Origin of the sequence: Streptomyces sp. NBC_01224 (assembly GCF_036002945.1) — a bacterium.
GTDB lineage: Bacteria > Actinomycetota > Actinomycetes > Streptomycetales > Streptomycetaceae > Streptomyces.
Map to the genome: position 1 here is coordinate 5,790,363 of NZ_CP108529.1, position 16,899 is coordinate 5,807,261.

19 protein-coding genes and 1 pseudogene are annotated in these 16,899 nt (G+C 69.7%); 9 read left to right on the top strand and 11 right to left on the bottom strand.

The window, feature by feature from the left end; all coding sequences use genetic code 11:
* Positions 1–114: 114 nt before the first annotated feature.
* The 3 genes from OG609_RS26040 to OG609_RS26050 form a co-directional block, all read right to left on the bottom strand.
* Positions 115–564 carry a very short patch repair endonuclease gene (locus OG609_RS26040; RefSeq protein WP_327275037.1) on the bottom strand — a complete coding sequence of 150 codons (450 nt, stop codon included), beginning with the start codon at positions 562–564 and terminating at the stop codon, positions 115–117.
* Between the two features lie 14 nt (positions 565–578).
* Positions 579–848 carry a hypothetical protein gene (locus OG609_RS26045; protein ID WP_327275038.1) on the bottom strand — a complete coding sequence of 90 codons (270 nt, stop codon included), beginning with the start codon at positions 846–848 and terminating at the stop codon, positions 579–581.
* 551 nt (positions 849–1,399) lie between these two features.
* Positions 1,400–1,573 carry a hypothetical protein gene (locus OG609_RS26050; RefSeq protein ID WP_442818002.1) on the bottom strand — a complete coding sequence of 58 codons (174 nt, stop codon included), beginning with the start codon at positions 1,571–1,573 and terminating at the stop codon, positions 1,400–1,402.
* A 467-nt stretch (positions 1,574–2,040) separates the two neighbouring features.
* On the opposite strand from OG609_RS26050, the gene OG609_RS26055 reads away from it, so the two are divergent.
* The gene (locus OG609_RS26055; RefSeq protein ID WP_327275039.1) at positions 2,041–2,460 is read left to right on the top strand and encodes a RidA family protein; all 420 of its coding nucleotides are present in this window, start codon (positions 2,041–2,043) and stop codon (positions 2,458–2,460) included.
* Between the two features lie 94 nt (positions 2,461–2,554).
* Here the strand turns inward: OG609_RS26055 and OG609_RS26060 are convergent, their stop codons facing one another.
* Together OG609_RS26060 and OG609_RS26065 are read right to left on the bottom strand one after the other, a co-directional pair.
* Complete coding sequence (locus tag OG609_RS26060) at positions 2,555–3,061, bottom strand: GNAT family N-acetyltransferase (protein WP_327275040.1); 507 nt, start codon at positions 3,059–3,061, stop codon at positions 2,555–2,557.
* A gap of 109 nt (positions 3,062–3,170) precedes the next feature.
* Entirely contained in the window at positions 3,171–4,172 is a 1,002-nt protein-coding gene (locus tag OG609_RS26065; RefSeq protein WP_327275041.1) for an SEC-C domain-containing protein, read from the bottom strand.
* Positions 4,173–4,250: 78 nt separating this feature from the next.
* Here OG609_RS26065 and OG609_RS26070 point away from each other — a divergent pair, with 78 nt between their 5' ends.
* The 3 genes from OG609_RS26070 to OG609_RS26080 are packed head-to-tail and all read left to right on the top strand — an operon-like array spanning position 4,251 to position 6,791.
* Positions 4,251–5,045 carry a class E sortase gene (locus OG609_RS26070; protein WP_327275042.1) on the top strand — a complete coding sequence of 265 codons (795 nt, stop codon included), beginning with the start codon at positions 4,251–4,253 and terminating at the stop codon, positions 5,043–5,045.
* Positions 5,046–5,100: 55 nt separating this feature from the next.
* Positions 5,101–5,259, top strand: a complete 159-nt coding sequence (locus OG609_RS26075) for a DUF3311 domain-containing protein (protein ID WP_078840020.1) — start codon at positions 5,101–5,103, stop codon at positions 5,257–5,259.
* Positions 5,256–6,791, top strand: coding sequence for a sodium:solute symporter family protein (locus OG609_RS26080; protein WP_327275043.1), 1,536 nt, complete (start codon positions 5,256–5,258; stop codon positions 6,789–6,791). The genes OG609_RS26075 and OG609_RS26080 overlap by 4 nt, the downstream gene beginning before the upstream one ends.
* Here the strand turns inward: OG609_RS26080 and OG609_RS26085 are convergent.
* On the bottom strand, positions 6,760–8,223 hold the full coding sequence (locus OG609_RS26085; RefSeq protein ID WP_327275044.1) for an MFS transporter: 1,464 nt from the start codon (positions 8,221–8,223) through the stop codon (positions 6,760–6,762). The genes OG609_RS26080 and OG609_RS26085 overlap by 32 nt on opposite strands.
* Before the next feature lie 152 nt (positions 8,224–8,375).
* On the opposite strand from OG609_RS26085, the gene OG609_RS26090 reads away from it, so the two are divergent.
* The 4 genes from OG609_RS26090 to OG609_RS26105 all read left to right on the top strand — a co-directional run bounded on the left by OG609_RS26090 (position 8,376) and on the right by OG609_RS26105 (position 11,219).
* Positions 8,376–8,906 (top strand): winged helix-turn-helix transcriptional regulator, encoded by a 531-nt coding sequence (locus tag OG609_RS26090; protein WP_327275045.1) that lies wholly within the window; start codon positions 8,376–8,378, stop codon positions 8,904–8,906.
* A gap of 122 nt (positions 8,907–9,028) precedes the next feature.
* A complete protein-coding gene (locus OG609_RS26095) occupies positions 9,029–9,361 on the top strand; it encodes a DUF6412 domain-containing protein (RefSeq protein ID WP_327275046.1) in 333 nt (110 codons plus the stop codon).
* Between the two features lie 91 nt (positions 9,362–9,452).
* The gene (locus OG609_RS26100) at positions 9,453–10,223 is read left to right on the top strand and encodes a YidC/Oxa1 family membrane protein insertase (RefSeq protein WP_327275047.1); all 771 of its coding nucleotides are present in this window, start codon (positions 9,453–9,455) and stop codon (positions 10,221–10,223) included.
* A 135-nt stretch (positions 10,224–10,358) separates the two neighbouring features.
* Complete coding sequence (locus OG609_RS26105) at positions 10,359–11,219, top strand: fumarylacetoacetate hydrolase family protein (RefSeq protein ID WP_327275048.1); 861 nt, start codon at positions 10,359–10,361, stop codon at positions 11,217–11,219.
* Here the strand turns inward: OG609_RS26105 and OG609_RS26110 are convergent.
* Both OG609_RS26110 and OG609_RS26115 read right to left on the bottom strand, forming a co-directional pair.
* Positions 11,216–11,591: pseudogene (locus OG609_RS26110) on the bottom strand (transposase); the annotation flags it as partial. The gene OG609_RS26105 and the pseudogene OG609_RS26110 sit on opposite strands and share 4 nt — an antisense overlap.
* Positions 11,592–11,771: 180 nt before the next feature.
* Complete coding sequence (locus OG609_RS26115; RefSeq protein ID WP_327275049.1) at positions 11,772–14,099, bottom strand: M9 family metallopeptidase; 2,328 nt, start codon at positions 14,097–14,099, stop codon at positions 11,772–11,774.
* A 69-nt stretch (positions 14,100–14,168) separates the two neighbouring features.
* Here OG609_RS26115 and OG609_RS26120 point away from each other — a divergent pair, with 69 nt between their 5' ends.
* Positions 14,169–14,441, top strand: coding sequence for a hypothetical protein (locus tag OG609_RS26120; protein ID WP_327275050.1), 273 nt, complete (start codon positions 14,169–14,171; stop codon positions 14,439–14,441).
* Positions 14,442–14,804: 363 nt separating this feature from the next.
* On the opposite strand, the gene OG609_RS26125 is transcribed toward OG609_RS26120, so the two are convergent.
* The 3 genes from OG609_RS26125 to OG609_RS26135 form a co-directional block, all read right to left on the bottom strand.
* Positions 14,805–14,981, bottom strand: a complete 177-nt coding sequence (locus OG609_RS26125) for a hypothetical protein (protein ID WP_327275051.1) — start codon at positions 14,979–14,981, stop codon at positions 14,805–14,807.
* Between the two features lie 245 nt (positions 14,982–15,226).
* Positions 15,227–15,706 (bottom strand): heme-degrading domain-containing protein, encoded by a 480-nt coding sequence (locus OG609_RS26130; RefSeq protein ID WP_093900345.1) that lies wholly within the window; start codon positions 15,704–15,706, stop codon positions 15,227–15,229.
* Entirely contained in the window at positions 15,703–16,869 is a 1,167-nt protein-coding gene (locus OG609_RS26135) for a Gfo/Idh/MocA family oxidoreductase (RefSeq protein WP_327275052.1), read from the bottom strand. The genes OG609_RS26130 and OG609_RS26135 overlap by 4 nt, the downstream gene beginning before the upstream one ends.
* Between the last annotated feature and the right edge of the window lie 30 nt (positions 16,870–16,899).

Below are 16,899 nucleotides of genomic sequence, written 5' to 3' on the forward strand. Positions count from 1 at the left end.
ACGCGAAGCCGCAACCTTGATCGAGTCGTCCCTCCCGGAAGGTGATGGTCGGCGGGGAGTCGGTGCGGCACAGACCTCCAAATCGTGAACTCGCGACCGCCGCGCGGCTCGCCGTCACGAATCGGGCACAGCACGTCCCGCCTTGCTCGAGGACGGTGGCCCCATCGTCGCGACGATCCTGCCCGCGACCTCCTCGGCCGACTCGTGCTCCCAGAACCTCAGGACCTTCCACCCTTCGGACTCAAGATGGGCGGTCGTCTCCCGATCCCGTGCCATGTTGCGTTCGAGTTTCTCGCGCCACCACTCCGCGTTCGCCTTCGGTTGCGTGGCGTGTGTGGGGCAGCCGTGCCAGAAGCATCCGTCGATCAGTACTGCCACTTTCGCCCTGGTGAAAGCGATGTCGATGGTCCTACGGGACATTCCCGGCACCCGCTCGTTGACCCGGTAGCGGTAGCCGGAGGCGTGTAGCAACTTTCGGACCGCCACCTCGGGTGCGGTGTCGCGGCTCGCCTGGCGGCTCATCCGGGCGGAGACGCTGGGGGAGGAAGGCTTCGCGGTGCTCATCACTGCCAAGTCTCCTACGCCCTGCCGGTCTCGCGATCGATGATTGTGAAATCGCGCCTCCCCGAATCGATGGTCCGGAAGCGCACCAGGCTCTTCTCCCGGCCGGTCGACGACTTCGGAGCGACCAGGCAGAAGGCCATGACCAGATGCCCGGGGGCGATCGCGCCGTCGGCGGAGAGCCGGGATTCGTCCGCGACCACGGGATACAGGACCCGGGCGCCGCGCCGCTCACGTACGAGCGACTCGACCAGAGGGTTCCCCGAGTCTTTCAGCGCGCCTGCCACCCGCAGGGCGACCCCGCGGTGCTTCGGCTCGCTGATCGCGCCGAAGAGATCACCGCGACGACGCGTTCGGTGGGCCAGGGACAGTGGGCGGGAACCGAAGATCGTCGCCTCCGTACGGCGGACCGAGGTCTGCTGCGGGACGATCGCCAGCCAGTCGTCGATGCCCGGGCCGGACTCCCCGGCTGTGATGGGGGACTCCAGATGCGGTGAGAACTGCGTGGGAGCGAACCATCGCAGGTCGCACAGGATCTTCAGCAGCGCGTCGTGATCGACCGTGCCGGTCGGTCTTAGCTGTCGCTACGACCGTGTTCGAGGGACGAGCACGTCAGCGTGACGGGAGTGGAGTCCAGTGACTCCAGGACGGGACGCCAGGCCTCCGCGTTGTGCCGAAGATCCGCCGCATCCGTCGGGTACGACCCACTGTCCCGGTGACCGGATCTCCACCAGCTCCGCGTTGAACATCTTGCTGCGGGCAGACGGCTTGATCCAGGGCAGGTGCTGGGACACCAGCGGCAGGATCTGAGAGGGAGTCAACTGTGGCTTTCGGTCGATCAGTTCCGCATACCGTTATCGACGGAGTTGTCGACGAGGTCCACGAAGGCCGCCTCGAAGCCGTAGCCCTGGTGTGTCAGCGATTCGACGTTGCGGGCAGCGGGCGGGAGCCGCTTGCTGCCGGAGGTCGGGATCTCGAACTGCCAGTCGGCGGATGGCTGATAGGGAGGCATGAAGACTCCCTCGCGCACACAGAGCTGAGATCCGCGTGCGGAGGTGTGGCCCTGAGATAGGTAGTTGGAACGTGGTGATGTTGCAAAGGTGTGGAGGGGAACCCAGTTGATGAAACCCCTGCCGGGAGTTGGATGGGCCGCTGCTCTAACCAGGACAGGGGTTCCAGCTGGTTGGGGTGGACGATCAGCAGAATCGACAGTGCGATCCAGGCCAGCGCGAGGGCGGTATCAGCTGAAGGATTCGACTCCCCTCCGGCCCGGCCGGGAATCGGCTCGGGCCGACGGCTTCCGCTTCACGCAGCACACTGCAACCGCCGACGGCTGCACTCCACGCCCGGCTGCCGAAACCCGCACGAAGTGCCCTAAGTAGAGTCACGACAACGCCCTCGCAGCGTGGAGATCGAGTGTCCAACCCGCTGGGGGAGCTTCACCGGGTGGAAACATCACACTTGAAGGAACGACCGCACATGAGCGACAACCGCACCATCACCAACCCTGCCGGGCTGCACGACCCCACCCCGTTCGGTTACAGCCACGCCGCTTCCGCACCCGGCGAGCTGGTGTTCATCGGTGGGCAGTACGCCTCCGACGACACCGGCCAGGTCGTGCCCGGCGACTTTGCCGCGCAGGTCGAGCGGTCCTTCGGCAATCTGCGCATCGCGCTCGCCGGTGTCGGTCTTGGCTTCGAACATGTCGTACGGCTCGGCACGTACATCGTCGACCATGACCTGGAGAAGCTGGAGATCCTCGGCAAGGCGCTGCACGGCGCCTGGGGCGACCGGCTGCCCGCCCAGACGCTCAGCGGGGTCGCCTCGCTCGCGCTGCCCGGGATGCTCTTCGAGATCGACGCGGTCGCGGTCCGTCCGGCCGAGGGACCCGAAAGCTAGCCACAGCCGGGATCCGCCGGAACAGGGTTCGTCTGCCGCGCAACGCCGACGCACCCCGCGCTCGTACCCGCGTTCTTGAGATTTCGGCGCTCCCTCAGACCTCGCCCGTCGTGCTCCGTACGTAACCGAGTCCGGGGCGGTCGTTCAGCAGGAGTTCTTCTCCGGTGGGGACGAACCCCGTGCGGGTCAGGACCGCGCGGGAGGCCGTGTTGTCGAGCGCGGCTGCTGCGCGCAGTGTGGTCAGGCCGTACTCGGTGGCGGCCAGGGTGCAGATCTGGCGGACGGTGGCCGTGGCCAGGCCCTGGTGGGTGGCCTTTTCGGCTATACGGAAGCCCAGTTCGGCGGAGCCGTCCGCGATGTCGACCAGGTTGAACCGGCCCAGGATCTCGCCGTCGCCGTCGGAATCGGTGTCCACCAGGACGTGGAAGCGGCAGATACCCGCGGCCTGTTCGGCGAGCAGCGCGGCGAGCCGGGCTTCGAAGTGGGCGAAGTATTCGTCGCCGCGATCCGGTATCGACGCGGCGAAGAAGGCGCGATTCTCCTGCTCGAATGCGAGCAGGGCCGGGGCGTGATCGGCGCGGAGAAGCTGGAGTTCGGGCATGGGGGAAGGGTACGGGGGGCTGGGGCCAGGGGTCTTGCTGTGGCGGTAAGGGACGTGGACCTGCGATCGGGGGCCCTGGCGTGGCTGGGCCCCCGATCGACCGGGGCCGTCACTGCGCCCCGTGGCACTCCCGGTACGCCCGTCCCGAGCCGCACCAGCAGGGTGCGCTGCGGGCCGGGGGCCAGGGGACCGCTCGGCCGCGGGCGGCGAGGGTGGTGGCGTACTGGGGGAGGAGGTCCGGGTCGGCCGGGGACGTGGCTTCCGAGGCGGCGAAGGCCTCGTACGACGGGACCGTGCCCGTCACGATGCCGAGGTTCGGGGTGCCGGCCTGGTGGAGGTCCCGGAGTGCGGCTTCCAGGCGGGCCAGGTGGTCGGCGTGGGAGGGGTACTCGCCGCGCAGGACCGGGTACGCGTTGAGGAGTTCGTCGAGTTCGGTGGCCGGCCAGTGCAGCACCGCCACCGGGAACGGGCGGGACAGCGCGGTGCGGTACGTGCCCAGTTCGGCGCGGAGGCGGGTGATCTCGGCCCGGAGCTCGCCCGGGTCCGAGGAGCCCAGCGCCCACAGGCGCTTCGGGTCGTGCAGCTCGTCCAGCGGGACGGAGGCGGTGTGGACGGTGTCGGCCAGCTCGTCCCAGACATCGTGCTCGACGCCCATCAGCCTTCGCACACGGTGGCGGCCGATCAGCAGCGACTGCGTGGCGTACGGGACCTCCTCGCCCGGCGTGAGGAGGAGCGTCAGCGCGGTCGTGAAGTAGTCGTGGGCCGCCTCCAGCTCGTCGTGCGATTCGAGGGTCTCGGCCGCGATCTCCCAGGGCGCCGGGTCGAGCGGGCCCGCGGCACGGATGCCGTCGATGATCGCGCGGGCCTCGGCCTCGTGGCCGTACTCCCACAGGTTGGCCGCGTTCAGGGCCTTGACCAGGTGCGGGCGGTCGAGGCCGGGGGAGCCGAGCAGTTCGTCGTAGAGGGTGGTGGCGCGGGCGCGGTCACCGGCGAGCTCCAGATGGGCCGCGGCCTGGAGGAGCAGCGGCTCGCGGTCCTCGGGGTACTGCGCCGCGGTGCGCAGCAGGCGCTCGGCTTCGGTGATGTGGTCAGCAGGCGTGTCGGGGCGCATGAACCACACCGTACTGCTGTACGGCATCTGGACGGAGGGTTGTTCCGGCCCTGGAGAGTTACGGCACATGGCCCTATCGTGCGGGCCGTGCGGGAGCGGATACCGGTCGTGGTGCAGCGGAACTCGCGAGGGCGCCGGGTCGCCGCGCGCGGGTTGTGGACGGGCGCCGAGGTGATGGTGACCCTGGGTTTCGTCCTGCTGTTGCTCGTTGTTCATCAACTGTGGTGGACCAACCGGCAGGCCCGCGCCGACGCCCAGCACAAGGTGCAGGCCCTTCAGAGGGAGTGGGGGGAGCCACAGGGGCAGCCACCGGAGCAGCCGCAAGAGCCGGCGGGCGGTACGGGGAGCAGTGGCGAGTCCGGACGTGGGGCTTTTGGCGGGGGTTCGTCCGGGGGCCGCACCGCACCCCCCGCGCCCCGCTGGGATCAGGCCTACGCCGTCATCCGCATCCCGCGGCTCGGGCTCACCGCCCCCGTCGCCCAGGGCATCAGCAAACGCGGCGTCCTCGACAAGGGGTACGTCGGGCACTACCCGCGCACCGCACAGCCCGGCCGGGCCGGGAACTTCGCGCTCGCCGGGCACCGCAACACGCACGGCGAACCCTTCCGGTACATCAACCGGCTGCGGCGCGGGGACCGGATCGATGTCGAGACCCGGGACGCCGTCTACACGTACACCGTCGACCGGACGCTCGGGCAGACCAGCGCCAGTGATGGCGGTGTCATCGCGGCCGTCCCGCGCAGCAATGTGAAGCCGCACGCCGGGTACAGCACGGCCGGTTCCTATGTGACGCTCACTACGTGCACGCCCGAATTCACCTCCCGTTACCGGCTTGTCGTATGGGGGAAGCTCACGGGGGTCCGGGCGCGGTAGCGGTGTCGCACTAAGGTTCCCTGACGTGCTCAGACGACGTCCGCAGTTGTTGTGGTTGCTGGTCCCCTATGTCCTCTACCTGGGGGCGCTGCCGTTCGTGAACCGGGTCCATCCCGTGGTTCTCGGACTGCCGTTCCTCTTCGTATGGCTGCTCGGGGCGACCCTGCTGACACCCGTCGCCGTATGGCTGACCCGACGGGGGGACCGCCGGTGAACGCCGCAGTCGCGACCTCCGTCTTCGGGGTCTTCATGGTCGTCACCGTCGCCCTCGGGCTGCTCGCGATGCGCGGGCGACGGCGAGGGAGCGGCGAGGGTGGCGGGCTCGCGGAGTGGTCCGTGGGCGGGCGCAGCCTCGGGACCGTGTTCATCTGGGTGCTGATGGCGGGCGAGGGCTACACCAGCTTCAGCTACCTGGGCGCGGCGGGATGGGGCTACAACTACGGGGCTCCCGTGCTCTACGTGGTGGCGTACATGTCCTGCGGTTACGCCCTCGGCTATGTCGTCGGGCCGACGCTCTGGGCGTACGCGCGCAAGCACGGGCTCGTCGGGATCACCGACATGGTGGCGCACCGCTTCGGACGGCCCTGGCTCGGTGCGCTGGTCGCCGTCATCGCGACCGTCTTCCTGCTGCCGTACATCCAGCTCCAGATCACCGGCATGGGCGTGGTCGTATCGACCATCTCCTACGGTGCCATCAGTCTGAACTGGGCCTACTTCATAGCCTTCGCCGTCACCACCGGCTTCGTCGTGGTGAGCGGGCTGCGCGGCAGCGCGTGGGTGTCCGTCCTCAAGGACATCCTCGTGATCGCCACGCTCGGCTTCCTCGCCCTCTATGTACCGATCCACTACTTCGACGGATACGGGCCCTTCCTGGACCGGCTCGTCACCGAGAAGAGCCAGTGGCTGACCTTCCCCGGGCACGGGGACAGCGGTCTCGGGCAGGCATGGTTCATCACCACCTCGTTCCTCAACTCCCTCACCGTGGTGATCTTCCCGACGACCGTCGCCGGCTATCTCGGCGCGAAGAACGCCGACGTGCTGCGCCGCAACGCGATGTGGCTGCCCGCCTACAACGTGCTGCTCTTCGTGCCGATGCTGCTCGGCATGGCCGCTCTCTTCGTCGTGCCGGGGCTCGTCGGCGCCGAGTCCAACCTGGCGCTCTTCAAGCTGGTCGTGGACTCGTTGCCGGCCTGGGCGGTCGGCGTCATCGGTGTGGCGGCGGCTCTGTCGTCGATCGTGCCGATGGCCGTCTTCATGCTGGTCATCGGAACGATGTGGGGGCGCAGTGTGCTGTCGCTCGTGCCGCGGCTGGAGCGGCGGCAGAAGGGCGCCGCGCAGACCGTCGTGGTGGCCGCGGGTGTGATCGCGCTCGTGCTCACGTACACCGCGCCGAACACCCTCGTACGGCTCTCCCTCATCTCGTACGAGGGGATGGCGCAGCTGCTCCCCATGGTGCTGCTGGGGCTGATGTGGCGGCGGCTGACCCTGCTCGGGGCGATGAGCGGGCTGGTCGTCGGCGTGGGCATGGTGTGCGGGTTCGTGTTCACGGAGAACGATCCGGTGTGGGGGATGAACGCGGGCATCGTGGCGCTCGGCGCCAACCTCGTCGTCGCGCTCGCCGTGACGTACGCGGGCCCGCGCGAGCACGACGACCGGCCGGACAGCGAGGTGCTCGCGCGGGACGAGATCGGGTCCCCGAAGGACGGCGCGGAGCTCAGCGGCGCTCCCGCAGGAACAGGACGCTGACCGTCGCCAGCAGGGCCAGGCCCACCGACAGCAGCAGCGCGCCGTCCGCGCCCGAACCCGTCGCGGCGATCGCGATCGTCAGGGCCACGCCCGCCGACGAGCCGATGTACCGGGCCGTGTTGTTCGCGCCCGAACCCATCGCCGCCCGCTCCGGCGGCACCGACTCGACCGCCAGGCGCGGCAGCGCGGCATTGAGCAGCCCGCTGCCGATGCCGGACACGGCCAGGGCGGGGAGCAGCCGCAGCCACACCGACGCACCGGTGTGCGCGGTGCCCGCCGTGTCCAGGATGCCCAGCAGCGACAGCACCGCCACCGCGTGCAGGACGAAGCCCACGGCCAGCTGGTGCCGGGCAGCGACCCGGCCCGCCAGCCGCCGCGCCTGCAGCGCCACCACGAACGACGTACCGGACCAGAGCAGGAACAGCCAGGCCGAGCCCAGCGCGGACATTCCCAGCGCCTGCTGGAGCAGCGTCGGCAGATAGCTGAACAGGCCGATCACCGACAGACCGGTGAACAGCCCGCCAGCCGACGACGCCAGGAACGGGCGGCTGCGCAGCAGCGACAGATCGATCAGCGGAGCCGCGGCCCGGCGCTCCACCACGACGAACCCGGCGGTCAGGGCCATCGCGGCGAGCAGCAGCAGCCCGATGGGTGCGCGCAGCCAGCCGTCCCGGCCGAGCGTCAGCGCGGTCAGCAGCGCCGTCATCGCCAGGCCGAGCGTTGCGGCCCCCGCCAGATCGGGGCGCCCACCGCGCGGAGCCCGGGACTCTTCGAGCGTACGGAACGCGAGCACGGCCGTGAGCAGGGCGGCGAGCGCGAGCACGGCGTACGGCAGCCGCCAGTCGACGGAGCCGAGCGAGCCCGCGAGCAACGGGCCGAGCGCGATCCCCGCGCTCACGAACGCGCCCCAGATCCCGGTCGCCCTGATCCTGGCCGTCCCCGCGGGGAACGCACCGACCAGCAGACCGAGGCTGGTCGCGAGGATCGCGGCGCTCGCCGCGCCCTGGGCCACACGCGCCACGGTGAAGGCGAGGGTGGTCGTCGCGAAGGCGCCCAGGCCGGTGGTCACACCGAGGGAGAGGGTGCCTATGAGGAAGAGCCTGCGGCGGCCGTAGTCGTCGGCGAGGCTGCCCACGATCAGGAGGAAGACGGCGAGACCGAGCGGGGCGCCGTTGAGCAGCCAGGCCCGGCCGGACACGGGGGTGGCGAGCGCGGCCGAGATGTCGGGGACGGTCGTCATCGGCGACGTGTAGTTCATCAGCGCGACGGCGGTGGCTGCCGCGGTGGTCGCGAGGGTGGCACCGGGGCGGAGGGCGGCGCGGGTGTGGGGGCTTGTGCCGGTCGGTGGGTGCGTCAGGGGTTGCGGTGGGGCGTCACGGGTCTTGTGCGCGGGGGCGGACTGCTGGGGGCGGGGGCGTACGGGCTGTGCCATGGCTTCGCTCCGGGGACTGGGACTGGGGCTGGGGCGCGTGCTGGGACGACCAGAAGCTCGAAGGGAAGGTTCGGTGAATGAACTCATATCCACGTGCCGACGCTAGCACGGTAGGTTCATTCACTGAACCGTAACGAGGTAAAGTGGTCACCATGGCTCTCGGCAAGGACTACGCGACACAGCAGTGCTCGATCGCCCGCGCACTCGAAGTGATCGGCGAGCGCTGGACCCTGCTGGTGGTGCGCGACGCCTTCTACGGTGTGCGCCGCTACAACGACTTCCTCGTCCACCTCGGTGCGCCGCGCGCCGTGCTGGCCACCCGGCTCCAGTCGCTCGTCGAGGCGGGCGTCCTGGAGAAGCGCCGCTACCAGGAGTCGCCGCCGCGCGACGAGTACGTCCTCACGGCCAGCGGCCAAGCACTCTGGCCGGTCGTCCGCACCATCGGGGTGTGGGGGCGCGACCACATTCCCGGCACCCGGCCGATGCGCGTCTTCGTCCACGTCTCCTGCGGTACGGAACTGGGCGCGTACGGCGAATGCCCGGCCTGCGCGCTGCCCGTACCGCCCGGGGACGTCGAGATGCGGCCGGGCGACGGACTCGATCCGGACCCTGCCGATCCGGTCAGCCGCGCCCTGCTCGCGCCGCGCCGACTGCTGCGGCCGCTGGAGACCGATCGCGCCTAGCGCGGACGGGTGTGCCGGACCCATCGTGTATAACGGCTGGAGAGCCGAACGCACACCTGCGCGAAAAGCGTGGCTGCGTGAGCCCGGCCATCAGGCCGCGAAGGGGAAGAAGGGAGGGGCCGATGAGTGGTGACGTGAACCGTCTGCGCAGTGGCCTCGCCCGGCTGCTCCGCCCCCTGGGGCTGCTGCTCTTCCTCGTCACCGAAGTCGTCCTCGCCGAAGGCGGCAGCCTCTCCGCCGCCGTCGCGCTCGCCGCCACGGCGGCCGCCGGCTCCGCGCTCGTCGCCGCCTCGGTCATCAGCGCCCGCTGTGCCGTCCCCGTGCCCCGCACCCGGGTCCGTACGGCCATCCGCGACCGGGAGAAACGCACCGCGTTCCTGCCGCAGCGAGACCCGGACGCCAAGGGGCGCAGGCGCCCCCGAGCCCCCGGCCGTGCCCTCCCGACGGCCGCGTAGGGGCTCGCACCACCCGTAGGCACCCCTCGCGGTTCGTCATGCCGAGTTCGCTCTTCTTCCCGGCACGACGAGACCCCCGGAGGGCTCACCCATGTCCGTCTTCATGTCCGCATTCGCCGCCCTGGTCGGCGCAATGGCCGATGTGCTGCACCCGCTCTTCCAGGGCGCGTCCGCCGCCGCCGCGATCGTGCTGTTCACGGCGCTCGTGCGGCTCGCCGTGCACCCGTTGTCGCGGGCCGCTGCGCGCGGACAGAAAGCCCGCACCAGGCTCCAGCCGCAGATCGCCGAGCTGCGCAAGAAACACGGCAAGAACCCCGAGCGCATGCAGAAGGCGCTCATGGAACTGCACAAGGCGGAGAACGTCTCGCCGCTCTCCGGCTGCCTGCCGAGCCTCCTGCAGATGCCCGCCTTCTTCCTCCTCTACCACCTCTTCTCCAGCCAGACGATCGACGGCCACCCCAACGAGCTGCTCGGCCACCAGCTCTTCGGCGCCCTGCTCGGCGAGCACTGGCAGGACGCGCTCGCGCACGGCGGAGCGTTCGGGGCCCAGGGCATGGTCTACCTCGGCCTGTTCGCGATCGTCGCCGTCGTGGCCACCTTCAACTTCCGGCGTACGAAGCGGCAGATGGCCGCCAACCCCGTCACCCCGACCACCGGGCCCGACGGACAGCCGGTCCCGGGCATGGGCATGATGACGAAGCTGATGCCCCTGATGTCCTTCGCCACGCTTTTCACCGTGTCCGTCGTACCGCTCGCCGCCGCGCTGTACGTCGTCACGAGCACCACCTGGACCGCGATCGAGCGGGCCGTCCTCTACCGCGACATGCCGGCCGCCGGCGCCGCCATCGCCACCGCGGCGTAATCGGGACGGCAGTGCGCCGGTCCAGTGTGTGAACAGGGTCTTGCAGAGTGATCGGATGTCTTGGACGATCGGACAAGCCTGCGATGGCCGACACCCATCCGACGGGCCCGATCTCGACCAAGGGGAGAAAGACCGTTGAAGCTGCTTCGTGTGGGTACGGCAGGCGCGGAACGACCGGCACTGCTGGACGAGGACGGAACCCTGCGTGACCTGTCGGGAATCGTCACCGACATCGACAGCGCGCTGCTCGCCGACGAGTCCGCGCTCGCCCGGGTACGGGCCGCCGCGGCCGCGCCCGGCGAGCTGCCCGAGCTCGACGCCGAGGGGCTGCGGGTCGGGCCGCCGCTCGCCCGGATCGGCAAGATCGTGTGCATCGGGCTGAACTACCACGACCACGCCGCCGAGACCGGTGCGGAGATTCCCGCCGAGCCGATCCTGTTCTTCAAGGCGCCGGACACCGTCGTCGGACCCGACGACACGGTGCTGGTGCCGCGCGGCAGCGTCAAGACCGACTGGGAGGTCGAGCTCGCGGTCGTCATCGGGCGCACCGCTCGCTACCTGGAGTCCGCCGAGGAGGGGCTCGCACATGTCGCCGGATACGCGACGGCGCACGACGTCTCCGAGCGCGAGTTCCAGATCGAGCGTGGCGGCACCTGGGACAAGGGCAAGAGCTGCGAGACGTTCAACCCGCTGGGGCCGTGGCTGGTGACGGCGGACGAGATCGCCGACCCGCAGGCGCTGCCGCTGAAGCTCTGGGTCAACGGTGAGCTGAAGCAGGACGGCACGACGGCCGACCAGATCTTCCCCGTGGGTGAGGTGGTCCGGTACCTCAGCCACTTCATGACCCTGTACCCGGGCGATGTGATCAACACGGGGACGCCGGCGGGGGTCGCTCTGGGACAGCCCGAGCCCAAGCCGTATCTGAGGGCGGGGGATGTCGTGGAGCTGGAGGTCGCGGGACTGGGGCGGCAGCGGCAGGAACTGAAGGGTGCCTAGCAGGAAGAGGGTGCGCCTGGGGCGGTTCGGGTGAGGCCTTTGAGCCAGATCATTGAGGCGCGTAGTTGGAGTCCGGCAAGGTAGCTGTCCGGGGTCTTGTCGTACCGGATGGCGATGCCTCGCCAGGCCTTGAGCTTGTTGATCAGACGCTCGACGGTGTTCCGTTCCTTGCGGAGGTCCGCGTCGCGGCTGACAGGCCGGCCGCCTGTGGAGCCCTTCTTCTTGCGGTTGGCGGCCTGGTCCTTCTTCTCTGGGATGACCGCCTTGATGCGGCGTTTCCGCAGGTGGGCGCGGTTGCCGCGGGACGAGTAGGACGAGGTCGGCTGCGGCTGCATCCCGTGCCGGCGCCTGCTGAGGGCGAGGGCGAGGCCGCTGATGCCGCCGACGGTTGTACCAGGTGCCGCCGGCTCCGGACCTGGTCGGGCGGGACAGGCACTGCGTCCCGCCGCCCGACGACGGCGGGACGCACGCCCAAGCCCCGTTTTCCGACAGTGTCACGCCGGCGGGGGCCTTCCCTGCTCGGCGGAGCTCGGTGGGTTCCGGTGGAGCGGCCTACTGGTACTGCGTGGTGACGCTCACGCCGCTGAAGTCCTGCTGTCCGGCGGCGAGGCTGAAGTAGACCCAGCCGGACGGCGGGTTGTCGATGGTCAGCGTCTCGTTGTTACCGGCGTTGGTGGACTTCGCCTGGTACGAGGTGGTGGTGGCCCAGCTGGTGCCGTTGTAGTACAGGTCGGCGTTGCCGGTGCCGCCGGTGCTGGTGATGGTCAGGTGCTGGACGCCTGCCGGCAGGTACAGGAAGTGGCTGCTGTAGTTGCCGGTGGTGGCCGCGAGTTTGTCCCGGCGGCAGTTCTTGCCGAATTGGCGCGGGTCTGCGTCGGTGCAGAGCGGGGTGGACGAGGCCTCCGGCAGGGGGCCGCAGTTGTCAGTCGCGCAGGTGGTCGTCAGCCAGGTGGCGAAGCCGGCGTCGTAGCTGGTGCCGATGGTCTGCTTCAGGAAGGTGCGGGCACCGCTCCAGTCACCGGTGCGGTACTTGCCGAGCACGGTCTCGATGTCCGCGGGGTGCGCCTGCAGCATGTAGCGGACCGCCAGGAAGCCCCACTGGTAGACCCGGGCCGAGTTGACGTCGGGGTCGTCGTCCTGGCCGTAGACGGTGTCGAACAACTCGCTGAGCTTGTACGTCTTCTTGCCGGCTGCAGCGATCGCGTTGGCGTTGCGCTCCTGGCGGTAGCCGTACGAGATGTTCTCGGCGATGCCCTCGACCCACCAGATGGTCGGCGTGGTCTGGCCGGCGTCGAAGTCGCCGTGCATGTTGTAGCGGCCGTCGAGGTAGTGGGTGTACTCGTGGTTGAGGTTCCAGATCTCGAACTTGGGGCGCAGCCAGGACGCCTCGTGGGCGATGAAGCGGGCCTGGTTGCCCGGCTTGGCCGGGTCGCCCTCCTCGTACATGCCGCCGTTGTCGACGTCGATGTCGTAGATGGCCCAGGCGTACAGCGAGTACTGGGTGTAGTCGTCGAAGGCGACGACCTCCAGGTTGGTGTTCACGTCGCCGGGGATCGCGCCCTTGTCACCGATCACGCGGTGGAAGTAGGCGTCCTGGTTGATCAGGCTGGTGCAGGTGGTGGCCAGCTGCCCGGGGGACATGTCCTGGGCGCGGATCTTCAGGCCCGGGGTGCAGGTGTGCTGGATCGGCAGGACCAGCGGGAGCACGCGGCTGCCCAGGTCGCAGATGCCGTAGGCCGCGCAGTTGCCCTTGTCGTACTGACGTGTGGCCCAGCCCAGGTTCATGGTGATCGGGGCGGTGGGGCCGACGTTCGGGTAGCGGTTGATCAGGTCCTTCAGCAGCGGCCGGACCCGGTCCTTGAGCTCGGGAACGTCGAGGGCGTAACCGAGGAAGCGGCCGACATTGCTGATGACGTCCAAGCGGTTCAGCTGCGTGTCGTTGCGGGTGATGAAGTCGGCCCAGGTGTTGAGGATCGCAGGGTCGGCCTTGAGCGCGGCCCGCCAGCCCCGGCCGTCGTTCTTGGTATCGAAGCCGTTCTCGACGACGCGCTCGGCGTTCTCGAGGGAGAGGGTCATCCGGCTCGGCCAGGTGGCGTCGTAGTTGGCGAGCAGCCACTTGACGACGCCGGCGTACCGGCCGGCCTCGTGGGTGCTGTCGATCAGCGTGACGACCTCGTTGAGCGTGTCGCCGTTGGCGTCGGTGACGTCCTTGCTGCGCGGGGCGGCGAAGAAGGCGTCCAGCGCGCCGCGGGCCGAGGCCTGCAGCGCCGTGCCGTAGTCACCGACGACGTCCTGGTGGTTGTCCTGCACGTAGTAGCCGGCGCGCAGGAACATCACCAACTGGCCCACGGAGGTGCTGTTGTCGCCCGGGTAGGTGGCGGAGGCGTCGCGCAGCGCGTTGGCGACGGTCACCATCTGGGGCTCGCGGAACGTCTTCCCGGCGTCGGTGCCGGTGAGGTTGAACAGCGGGTAGGTGCAAGTGACCCCGGGGAGGGCCTTGAGCTGCTGAATCAGCGCGCTGCCCGTGGCGTTGATCACTCCGGACAGGTCGCCGCATTCGTTCCCGCCGGGGGCGGCCGACTGCTTGCCGGCCTTGACGGGCTCGGCGGTCGGGGCGGCCGCCGGGGCGGACTCTTCGGTGGAGTCCTGCGAGGAGATCTTGAAACCGGAGCCGTCGGTCGTGGCGTCGGGCGACTTGGGGACCGGGATCGACCGCGGCGCCGAGGCCGCGGGTCCGGCAGCGTTGGCGCCAAGCTTGGTCACGGCGCCGACGGGGGTGGCCTGGCTCTGCGGCGTGAGCAGGCCGAGCGCGACGAAGAGAGCGGCGCCGAGCGCAGAAAGCCTGCGCGCGTTGGCCGTTGATATCCGGGAGGGGCGCATCTGAGGGGGCCTCCGGGGCCTTCGTGGCCGCACGTTGGGCATGCGGGCAATCAATATGTGACATGTAAAATGGCACATGTCGCATCGCGCGGGAAGATCCCGGACCGGATTGCCGTCCGTCGCAAACCGAAATGTTGTCAGATCGGCGGCCCCGGAAGGCCGTTGCGCGCCCACTCGCCCGTCCCGGCCGCCGCTCGCTCGAACTCGCTGGGCTCCCTGATCGCTGTGGAATACGGCTCCGGCCAGGTGTGCTGCGCCGACCCCGCACTTCTCCGCGTGTACGTCGGTCTGCTCTTCACATACGCCCAGAACCGCCTCGCCCATGTCGAGCAGTCGGCCTGACATGCCACCAGGCCGACCGCCGGCCGATACCGATACATGCCGCGAGCCCGAACCAAATGGTCCGGGCTCGCGGGCTGTCTGGCGACGGCGCCGGACGCGGATCGACTCGATCGGGGATCACGCACTGTCCAGCGCCGTCTCCCCGTCGGGGACTGCCTTGGTGCCGAACGTCTTCGTGATGGCCGGGGCCGACCGACGGCCGCATGCGCTATGGTGGATCTTGGAAGTTTCCGCAACTCACGGCGACTGACGCTGCGTTGGTGGTCCAAGGAAAGACACCCCGCTTCCTGCGGGGAAATGCAGGTGCAAGGCCTGCCCAGCGCTCACCCACGAAGCCCTTCCCCCGCCGGGGGAAGGGCTTCGTCACGTTTCCCGCGTGCCTTGGAGAACTTCCGCGCGGCCTTCACCCACCCAGGTCGGTGACGCGGGCTCGATGATCCCCTCGATGATCTGAACACGGTCCCCGCGGATGTGCTGGACGGCGTATTTGAGGGCGCGTTCGGAGTCGATGCCGTGGCTGTAATCGGGTGCGCTCGTCATGTGTCCCGCCTCTGATGGTGGTGCTCAACAGCATCATGCCCCGGCTTCTGCCGGGACGTGCCGGTGCTCAGCGTTTCGCGCGGCCGCGAATGGCTGGGGCGGCGAGGCCGAGGAGGACGGGGCCGGCCGCCTGTGGAGCCCTTCTTCTTGCGGTTGGCGGCCTGGTCCTTCTTCTCCGGGATGACCGCCTTGACAGATCGGAGGGGTGGGGTGACGCGTCGCCGGCACCCCACCCCTCCTTCCCGTTACGCGCCGATCGTCGTCGCGAACTGTTCCAGCGCCTCGACCACCAGGGCGTGGTCCTCCGCCTGGGGCAGGCCCGAGACCGTCACCGAGCCGATGACGCCCGCGCCCTCGACCGCGATCGGGAACGAACCGCCGTGCGCGGCGTACATGTCCGGGTCCAGGCGCGAGGACTCGTCGAAGGTCGTCCCCTTCGACCGGAACCGGGATCCGACCAGGTACGAGCTCTCGCCGTACCGTTCCACGACCTTGCGCTTGCGGTCGATCCAGGCGTCGTTGTCCGCGCTCGATCCCGGCAGTGCGGCATGGAACAGCTGCTGTGCGCCGCGGCGGATGTCGATCGCGACCGGGGCGTGCCTTTCCCGGGCCATCGAGACGAGCAGGCCGCCGAGCGCGTACGCGTCGTCGTAGCTGAAATGCGGCAGCGTCAGTCGGCGTTCCTGAGCGATGAGCTCGGAGATGGTCGGAGCGGTGGGGTTCATACGGTCTGCTCCTCGGTATCGGTTTCGGTATCGGCGGAGGTGGACGGGGTTGCGGCGGGCAGGGGCACGGTGACGCCCTCGCGGGCCGAGCGGCGCGCGGCCTCCAGTACGTCCAGGGCAGCGGCGGCCTGGAGGGCGGTCACTGGATTGTCACCCTTTCCGCGCAGTGCGTCGGTGACCGCCGCGTAGTACGCGGGGTAGTCGCCCGGCAGCGTACGGACCGGGGCGCCGCCGCCCGTCAGCGGGGACTCGCCCGAGCCGATCCGGCCCCACAGCTTCTCGGGCTCCTCGCCCCACGGCCGGTTCGCCGTCGGACGCGCGCCCGCGCGCAGGTCGGCCTCCTGCGGGTCGAGGCCGTACTTCACATAGCCCGCGGTCGAGCCGAGCACCCGAAAGCGCGGGCCGAGCTGGGCCGTGGTGGCGCTGACGTACAGATGTGAGCGGACCCCGTTCGCATGGGTGATCGCGAGAAACGTGTCGTCGTCGGCGGCGGCGCCGGGGCGGCGTACATCGGACTCCGCGTACACCTGTACCGCCGGTCCGAACAGGACGAGCGCCTGGTCGACGACATGGCTGCCCAGGTCGTACAGCAGCCCGCCGATCTCCTGGGGGTCGCCCGACTCGCGCCAGCCGCCCTTCGGCTGCGGGCGCCACCGCTCGAAACGGGACTCGAAGCGCTGTACGTCCCCCAGCTCACCGTCCGCGATCAGGCGGGCGAGAGTGAGGAAGTCGTTGTCCCAGCGGCGGTTCTGGAAGACCGAGAGCAGCACCCCGCGCTCCTCGGCGAGGGCCGCGAGCTCCCGCGCCTCGGCGGCCGTACCGGCGATCGGCTTGTCCACGACGACCGGCAGACCGGCCTCGATCGCGGCGGTCGCGATCGGGACATGGGTCCTGTTCGGCGACGCGATCACGATCAGATCGAGTTCGTCCGCGCGCCCCCACAGCTCCTTGGGCGACGCGGCGAACCGTACGTCGGGGAACTCGGCGCGCGCCTGCGCCTGCCGCTCCTCGTTCGAGGTGACGACCGTGTCGAGGACGAGGCCCTCGGTCGCGGCGATCAGCGGGGCGTGGAAGACGGAACCCGCCAGGCCGTAGCCGACGAGTCCGACGCGCAGGGGGGCCTCGGACAGCCCGGGCGTCTCGTGAGTCGCGTTGCCAGTCATGCCCGCCACTTAAGCAACGCTGTTGCCAAA